General features: G+C 71.0%; 6 protein-coding genes. 4 read left to right on the top strand and 2 right to left on the bottom strand.

Annotated elements, in window-relative coordinates:
- Positions 1–174: 174 nt before the first annotated feature.
- Positions 175–1779, top strand: coding sequence for an MFS transporter (locus tag ACIRRH_RS01140; RefSeq protein ID WP_403059890.1), 1605 nt, complete (start codon positions 175–177; stop codon positions 1777–1779).
- A 78-nt stretch (positions 1780–1857) separates the two neighbouring features.
- Here ACIRRH_RS01140 and ACIRRH_RS01145 read toward each other — a convergent pair whose 3' ends face one another.
- Both ACIRRH_RS01145 and aceE read right to left on the bottom strand, forming a co-directional pair.
- Positions 1858–2316: a nitroreductase/quinone reductase family protein gene (locus tag ACIRRH_RS01145; protein WP_403059893.1), complete on the bottom strand. Its 459-nt coding sequence runs from the start codon at positions 2314–2316 to the stop codon at positions 1858–1860.
- Positions 2317–2423: 107 nt separating this feature from the next.
- Positions 2424–5174 (bottom strand): pyruvate dehydrogenase (acetyl-transferring), homodimeric type, encoded by a 2751-nt coding sequence (gene aceE, locus ACIRRH_RS01150; RefSeq protein ID WP_224282796.1) that lies wholly within the window; start codon positions 5172–5174, stop codon positions 2424–2426.
- A gap of 517 nt (positions 5175–5691) precedes the next feature.
- On the opposite strand from aceE, the gene ACIRRH_RS01155 reads away from it, so the two are divergent.
- The 3 genes from ACIRRH_RS01155 to ACIRRH_RS01165 all read left to right on the top strand — a co-directional run bounded on the left by ACIRRH_RS01155 (position 5692) and on the right by ACIRRH_RS01165 (position 7661).
- Positions 5692–6132, top strand: coding sequence for a DUF3052 domain-containing protein (locus tag ACIRRH_RS01155; protein WP_224282797.1), 441 nt, complete (start codon positions 5692–5694; stop codon positions 6130–6132).
- A 272-nt stretch (positions 6133–6404) separates the two neighbouring features.
- Positions 6405–6863 carry a peroxiredoxin gene (locus tag ACIRRH_RS01160; RefSeq protein ID WP_403059896.1) on the top strand — a complete coding sequence of 153 codons (459 nt, stop codon included), beginning with the start codon at positions 6405–6407 and terminating at the stop codon, positions 6861–6863.
- 222 nt (positions 6864–7085) lie between these two features.
- Positions 7086–7661, top strand: a complete 576-nt coding sequence (locus ACIRRH_RS01165; RefSeq protein ID WP_403059899.1) for a TerD family protein — start codon at positions 7086–7088, stop codon at positions 7659–7661.
- Positions 7662–7777: the final 116 nt, after the last annotated feature.

Here is a 7777-nt window from a genome sequence, read left to right on the forward strand (position 1 = left end):
AACCTTAGCGCTCTGACAAATGGCAGCAATGTCCAGAAGTCACTGTTTGCCGATTGTCAGTGGCTGACATAATGTGCCGAGGTGGCGCCCGTCGGGCCGGGGCACCTGTGGGGACGGGTGGGCCGGGGCGCCACGACCATGTCCTGCACCGAGCCATGCCCCCGGAGGGCCCAGATGAGCCAGTCCGTCGTGAAGAACTCCGAGGCGGACGCAGCACCGCCGCCGAATCCGCCGTCCGGGGGCGGCCTCAAGGGGCACCCCTGGCTGACCCTGCTGACCGTCGCGGTCGGCGTCATGATGGTCGCGCTGGACGGCACGATCGTCGCCATCGCCAACCCGGTGATCCAGGAGAAGCTGCACGCGGCGCCCTCCGAGATCCAGTGGGTCACCAGCGGCTACCTGCTGGCCCTGGCGGTCTTCCTGATCACCGCCGGCAAGATCGGTGACCGCTTCGGCCACAAGACCACCTTCCTGGTCGGCGCGGTGGGCTTCGCGGCCACCTCGGCCGCGATCGGCTTCGCCGGCAACATCCAGACCGTGATCGCCTTCCGGGTGCTCCAGGGCCTGTTCGGCGCACTGCTCCAGCCGGCCGCGCTCGGTCTGCTGCGCGGGGCCTTCCCGGCCGAGAAGCTCAACATGGCGATCGGCATCTGGGGCGGCGTGATCGGCGCCTCCACGGCGGCCGGCCCGATCGTCGGCGGTCTGCTGGTCGAGCACGTCAACTGGGAGTCGGTGTTCTTCATCAACATCCCGGTCGGCCTGATCGCGCTGGCCCTGGGCATGTGGATCCTCAGGGACGTCCGGGCCGAGAACGCCGCCAAGTCCTTCGACCTGCCCGGCATCGCGCTGCTCTCGGTGGGGATGTTCGCGCTGGTCTTCGGCATCATCAAGGCCCCCGAGTGGGGCTGGGGCGACGGCAGGACGCTGCTCTTCCTGGGCGGCGCGGTGGTCCTGATGGTGCTGTTCGCGCTCTGGCAGGGCAAGGCCCGCGAGCCGCTGATCCCGCTCAGTCTGTTCCGCTCGGTGCCGCTGTCGGCGGGCGTGCTGCTGATGGTGCTGATGGCCTTCGCGTTCTTCGGCGCGATCTTCTTCGTGACCTTCTACCTCCAGAACGTGCACGGGATGAAGCCGGTCGAGGCCGGCGTCCACCTGCTGCCGATGACCGGCATGATGATCGTCGGCTCGCCGCTGGCCGGCCTGGCGATCGGCAAGCTGGGCCCGCGCATCCCGATCGTGGCCGGCATGCTGATCACCACCACCGCGATGTTCGGCATGTCCACCCTGGACACCGGCTCCGGCAACGGCGTGATGTCGCTCTGGTTCGTCCTGATGGGCCTCGGCATCAGCCCGGTCATGGTCGGCGCCACCGAGGTGATCGTCGGCAACGCCCCGCTGGAGCTCTCCGGCGTGGCCGGCGGCCTTCAGCAGGCCGCGATGCAGGTCGGCGGCAGCCTCGGCACCGCGGTGCTGGGCGCGCTGATGGCCGCCAAGGTCGGCGACGTGCTGCCCGGCAACTGGGCCGAGGCCGGCCTGCCGCCGGTCGAGGGCGCGGCGGGCGAGGGCCTCAAGCAGGCCGCCCAGCTCGGCATCGCCCCGCCGGCCCCGGCCGGCACCCCGCAGCAGGCGGTGGACGCGATGGCCGGCGCCGTCCACGAGTCCTTCGTGAGCGGCATGTCGCTCGCCTTCGCGGTGGCCGCCGTGGTGGCCTTCGCCGCCGCCGTGCTCGGCCTGCTCACCCGCCGCGGCACCACCGACGCGGGCCCGGCCGTGCACATCTGACCGGCCCGCAACGCCACGGCCCCGGACTCGCCGCAGTCCGGGGCCGTCGTGGTGTCCGGGCGGTGCCGCCCGTGCCGGTCAGGCCCGGGTGAGGGCCACCAGCGGGACGGTCCGGGCCGCGGTGCGGTAGCCGGCGAACTGGGGCTGGGCGGCGATCTGACGGGCCCACAGCGCGTCGTGCCCGGCCGGGTCGACCGGGGCCGCGAGCGCCGGGTAGCGGTCGGTGCCGACCTCGACGGTCACCTCGGGGTGGGCGAGGAGGTTGCGGTACCAGAGCGGGTCCGTCGGGCTGCCGCCGTTGGAGCCGAAGACCACCAGCCGCTCGCCGTCCGCCAGGTAGACCAGGGGCGTGGTGCGCGGCTCGCCGCTGCGGGCGCCGACCACGGTGAGCAGGAGGACCGGCGCGCCGGCGAGCGCGCCGCCGACGACGCCCTGCCCGGTGCGGAACTCCGCGATCACGTTCCGGTTGAACTCGCCCGCGCCGTCGACGGGTTCGGGGTGCCGCCCGGAGCGGCCGGGCTTCGTCTCGTTCGTCATGCAGCCGAGCGTAGGACCTCACACCGGTGTGAGGGTCAAAACCGCGACACACGGCGAAGGGCCGGACCCCCGTACGGAGGTCCGGCCCCTCAGCGCCTACGGGCTGATCAGGCGTCGCCGCCGGCGGCACCCGGGTCGGCCGCGGCCACGTCCAGCAGCTGGTAGCGGTCGATCGCGTCCTTCAGCGCCGAGCGGTCGATCTTGCCCTGCTTGGCGAGCTCGGTGAGCACCGCCAGGACGACCGACTGCGCGTCGATGTGGAAGAAGCGACGGGCCGCGCCACGGGTGTCGGCGAAGCCGAAGCCGTCGGCGCCCAGCGACTGGTACTGGCCCGGCACCCAGCGGGCGATCTGGTCCGGCACCGCGCGCATCCAGTCGGACACCGCGACGACCGGGCCCTCGGCGCCCTGGAGCTTCTGGGTCACGTACGGCACCCGCTGCTGCTCCTCGGGGTGCAGCAGGTTGAACTCCTCGGCCTCCACCGCGTCGCGGCGCAGCTCGTTCCACGAGGTCGCGGACCAGACGTCGGCCTTGACGTTCCACTCCTCGGCGAGGATGCGCTGGGCCTCCAGGGCCCACGGCACGGCCACGCCGGAGGCGAGGATCTGGGCCGGGATCTGGCCGGCGGTGCCCGGCGCGTACTTGTGCAGACCCTTGAGGATGCCCTCGACGTCCACGTTCTCGGGCTCGGCCGGCATCTTGATCGGCTCGTTGTAGACGGTGAGGTAGTAGAACACGTCCTCGCCGTGCGGGTGCTCGGCGCTGGAGCCGTACATCCGGCGCAGACCGTCCTGGACGATGTGCGCGATCTCGAAGCCGTACGCCGGGTCGTAGGCCACGACGCCCGGGTTGGTCGAGGCCAGCAGGTGCGAGTGGCCGTCGGCGTGCTGGAGGCCCTCACCGGTCAGCGTGGTGCGGCCGGCGGTGGCGCCCAGCACGAAGCCGCGGGCCAGCTGGTCGGCCATCTGCCAGAACTGGTCGCCGGTGCGCTGGAACCCGAACATCGAGTAGAAGACGTACACCGGGATCAGCGGCTCGCCGTGGGTGGCGTAGGACGAGCCGGCGGCGATCAGCGAGGCGGTGCAGCCCGCCTCGGAGATGCCGTCGTGCAGCATCTGGCCGGTCGGCGACTCCTTGTAGGCGAGGAGCAGGTCCCGGTCGACCGACTCGTAGGTCTGGCCGAGCGGGTTGTAGATCTTCGCCGACGGGAAGAGCGAGTCCATGCCGAAGGTGCGGTACTCGTCCGGTGCGATCGGCACGAAGCGGTTGCCGATGCCCTTGTCCCGCATGAGGTCCTTGAGCAGCCGGACGAACGCCATGGTGGTGGCGATGGTCTGGTTGCCGGAGCCCTTCTTGACCGCCTTGTACGCGTCGTCGCCGGGCAGCACCAGCTTGCGCGGGCGGACCTTGCGGGTCGGCACGTAGCCGCCGAGCTCCTCCCGGCGGTCGTGCATGTACTGGATCTCCTCCGAGTCGCGGCCCGGGTGGTAGTAGGGCGGGAGGCCGTCCTCGAGCTGCTTGTCGGTGATCGGCAGGTGCAGCCGGTCGCGGAAGCGCTTCAGGTCCTCGACCGTCAGCTTCTTCATCTGGTGGGTGGCGTTGCGGCCCTCGAAGTTGGGGCCCAGCGTCCAGCCCTTGACCGTCTGGGCGAGGATGACCGTCGGCTGGCCCTTGTGCTCGCGGGCCGCCTTGAACGCCGCGTAGATCTTCTTGTGGTCGTGGCCGCCGCGACCCAGGTACTGGATCTGCTGGTCGGTCATGTTCTCGACCATGGCGCGCAGGCGCAGGTCGCCGCCGAAGAAGTGCTCGCGGATGTAGTCGCCGGACTCGGTGGCGTAGGTCTGGAACTGGCCGTCCGGGGTGGTGTTCATCTTGTTCACCAGGACGCCGTCGCGGTCCTGCGCGAGCAGCGGGTCCCAGCTGCGGTCCCAGATGAGCTTGATCACGTTCCAGCCGGCGCCCCGGAACTGGGACTCCAGCTCCTGGATGATCTTGCCGTTGCCGCGGACCGGGCCGTCCAGGCGCTGGAGGTTGCAGTTGACCACGAAGGTCAGGTTGTCCAGGCCCTCACGGGCGGCCAGGGACAGCTGGCCGAGCGACTCGGGCTCGTCCATCTCGCCGTCGCCGAGGAAGGCGTAGACCTGCGAGTCGGAGGTGTCCTTGATGCCGCGGTGCTCCAGGTAGCGGTTCATCCGCGCCTGGTAGATCGCGCCGAGCGGGCCGAGGCCCATCGAGACGGTCGGGAACTCCCAGAAGTCCGGCATCAGCCGCGGGTGCGGGTAGCTGGAGAGGCCGTACGGGGCCTTCGACTTCTCCTGGCGGAACGCGTCGAGCTGCTGCTCGGTGAGCCGGTCCAGCAGGAAGGCGCGGGCGTAGATGCCGGGGGAGGCGTGGCCCTGGAAGAAGACCTGGTCGCCGGACTCGCCCTCGGCGTCCTTGCCGCGGAAGAAGTAGTTGAAGCCGACGTCGTACAGAGACGCGGAGGAGGCGAAGGTGGCGATGTGGCCACCGACGCCGATGCCCGGGCGCTGCGCCCGGGAGACCATGACGGCCGCGTTCCACCGGGTCGCGTTGAGGATCTTCCGCTCGATCTCCTCGTTGCCGGGGAAGAACGGTTCGTCCTTGGTCGCGATGGTGTTGACGTAGTCCGTGCTGCGCATCTCGGGCACGGCGACACGCTTCTCGCGGGCGCGCTCGATCAGCCGCAGCATCAGGTAACGGGCACGCTCACGCCCCCGCTCGTCGATGGCCGCATCGAGCGACTCGAGCCATTCCGCGGTCTCCTCGGGATCGAAGTCCGGGACCTGACTCGGAAGGCCGCCAATGATGATCGGGTTGCGATCGGATCCGGAAGCCACGCTGTTCCTTCACTGTCGGTCGAAACTGAGGTGTGTCGCGCCGCCTCCATCGTGCTACCGCGCTCGGAGATCCGTCATCTCTACCGATCGGTAACCGGTCCGCCTGGTGGGCGGGCCGGTCTGGCGGTGTGTGGCGCGGGCGTCCTCGTCCGCTCCGCACACCCCCGGGTGTTACGAAAAGAGGTGGTCCGACCTGGTGTCCCGTCCGCCCGATGGCGGGCGGCCGGGGTGAGGGCCAACAGGAGACTCTACGCCCGCGCACACGCGGACCCCGAATGCCGTTCGCATCTCGGGCACGCGTACGGCCTGTGGGCCGGGACCACCCGAAGCATCCTTGTCCCACGCAGAGAAGGGCAAATCGGTGTGATTCCCGACACGTCGCGCGGCGTGTCCCGCTGCGACACGTCAACCTTTGGAGGGGATCGGGGGTCGGGTACTTGCGCGAACCGCCGCGCCCGTGTGGACTACGGCCACAGCCTCGGCATGGATGCCGAGCCGAATACTGGAGGTTATTCCCGTGAGCGCGACCGCGGACCCCGCGGACAAGTCCAACCCGGCGACCCGTCTCGGCTTCGAAGAGGGCCAGATCATCCAGGAGCTGGGGTACGACGACGACACTGACCAGGACCTCCGCGAGGGCATCGAGGAGCTCACCGGGACGGATCTCGTCGACGAGGACTACGACGACGTCGCCGACGCCGTCCTGCTGTGGCACCGCGACGACGACGGGGACCTCACCGACTCCCTCGTCGACGCGCTGGAGTACCTGGCAGAAGGTGGCCTCATCTGGCTGATGACGCCCAAGACCGGGCGGGACGGCCACATCGAGGCCTCCGACATCAGCGACGCGGCCAAGACCGCCGGTCTCTCCCAGACCAGCTCGATCAACATCGTCAAGGACTGGGCGGCCACCCGGCTCGCGACGAAGTCCACGGCGAAGCCGGGCAAGCAGCGCTGAACGGGTTCTGAAGCCCCGCACCGGGCCCCGCCGGAGGAATCCCCTCCGGCGGGGCCCGCTGCCTGTCCGGCGCCCCGGCCGGCCCCCGCGGCGGTGCCCCGGCCGCCCTCGCGCCGGTACCCCGGCCGGCCGCCGCCCCGTTCGCGGACGGCGAACGGGGCGGGGCCGTGGCCGCCCGCCTCATCCGTTCGGCCGAGCGGCCGTAAACGAATGCGAGGATGTGCCCTGCTGCGCCCGCCGCGCGGCGCGGTCGCGTCAGAAAGGTCCCGCTCATGGCCATCGAGGTCGGCACCCAGGCTCCGGACTTCGAGCTCAACAACCAGCACGGCGAGGCCGTCCGGCTCTCCGACTTCCGCGGCGGCAGGAACGTCGTCCTGGTCTTCTACCCGTTCGCCTTCACCGGCGTCTGCACCGGCGAGCTGGGCGCGATCCAGCGGGAGCTGGCGGGCCTGCAGAACGACACCGTGCAGGTGCTCGGCCTCTCCTGCGACTCGCAGTTCTCCCAGCGGGTCTTCGCCGACCGGGAGGGGCTGGAGTTCCCGCTGCTGGCCGACTTCTGGCCGCACGGCGAGGTCGCCCGGGCCTACGGCGTCCTCGACGAGGAGCGGGGCTGCCCGCTGCGCGGCACCTTCGTGATCGACACCGCGGGCACGGTGCGCTGGAGCGTCGTCAACGGCCTCCCGGACGCCCGGGACGAGCAGGAGTACCTGAAGGTCCTCGCGGCGCTCTGAGACCCCCGCCCGGGGCCCTGAGCGGCTGGGGCACACCCTCGCGGCACCCGCCGGCCGAGTGCCGTGAGGCCGTGTCCGGCCTGATCAGGGGTGCGGACGGGAACCCCGTACTACGCTCGGGCCGTTGGCGGGGTGGGGCGCGGGAGCCGATGGGCCTCCCGCCGCCCAGGACCGCACCACCGGGGGCACCACTGGACGTGCCTCCCGATTCTTGGAGGACTAGTGGGAGTCAGCCTCAGCAAGGGCGGCAACGTCTCGCTCACCAAGGAGGCACCGGGCCTCACGGCCGTGGTCGTCGGCCTGGGCTGGGACGTCCGGACCACCACCGGTGCGGACTTCGACCTGGACGCCAGCGCCCTGCTGTGCAACGCCCAGGGCAAGGTCGCCTCGGACGGCAACTTCGTGTTCTTCAACAACCTGAAGAGCCCGGACGGCTCGGTCGAGCACACCGGCGACAACCTGACCGGTGAGGGCGAGGGCGACGACGAGGCGATCAAGGTCAACCTGGCCGGCGTGCCGACGGACGTGGAGAAGATCGTCTTCCCGGTGTCGATCTACGACGCCGAGACCCGCGGCCAGAACTTCGGTCAGGTGCGCAACGCGTTCATCCGCGTGGTGAACCAGGCCGACAACTCGGAGCTGGCCCGCTACGACCTCTCCGAGGACGCCTCCACCGAGACCGCGATGGTCTTCGGCGAGCTGTACCGCAACGGCAACGAGTGGAAGTTCCGTGCCATCGGCCAGGGCTACGCCTCCGGCCTGCGCGGCATCGCGCAGGACTTCGGCGTCAACGTCTGAGCCCACGCCGGCGCCCTGCGGCGCCGGCTTCGCGCCGTTCTCCCGGGGCGGGCCCCGCCCCCCCCCGGCCCGGGGCGCCCCCGCGGCGGGGCCCCCCGGGGCCGGGGGGCCCCGCG

Origin of the sequence: Kitasatospora sp. NPDC101235 (assembly GCF_044767505.1) — a bacterium.
In the GTDB taxonomy this organism is placed as follows: Bacteria; Actinomycetota; Actinomycetes; order Streptomycetales; family Streptomycetaceae; genus Kitasatospora.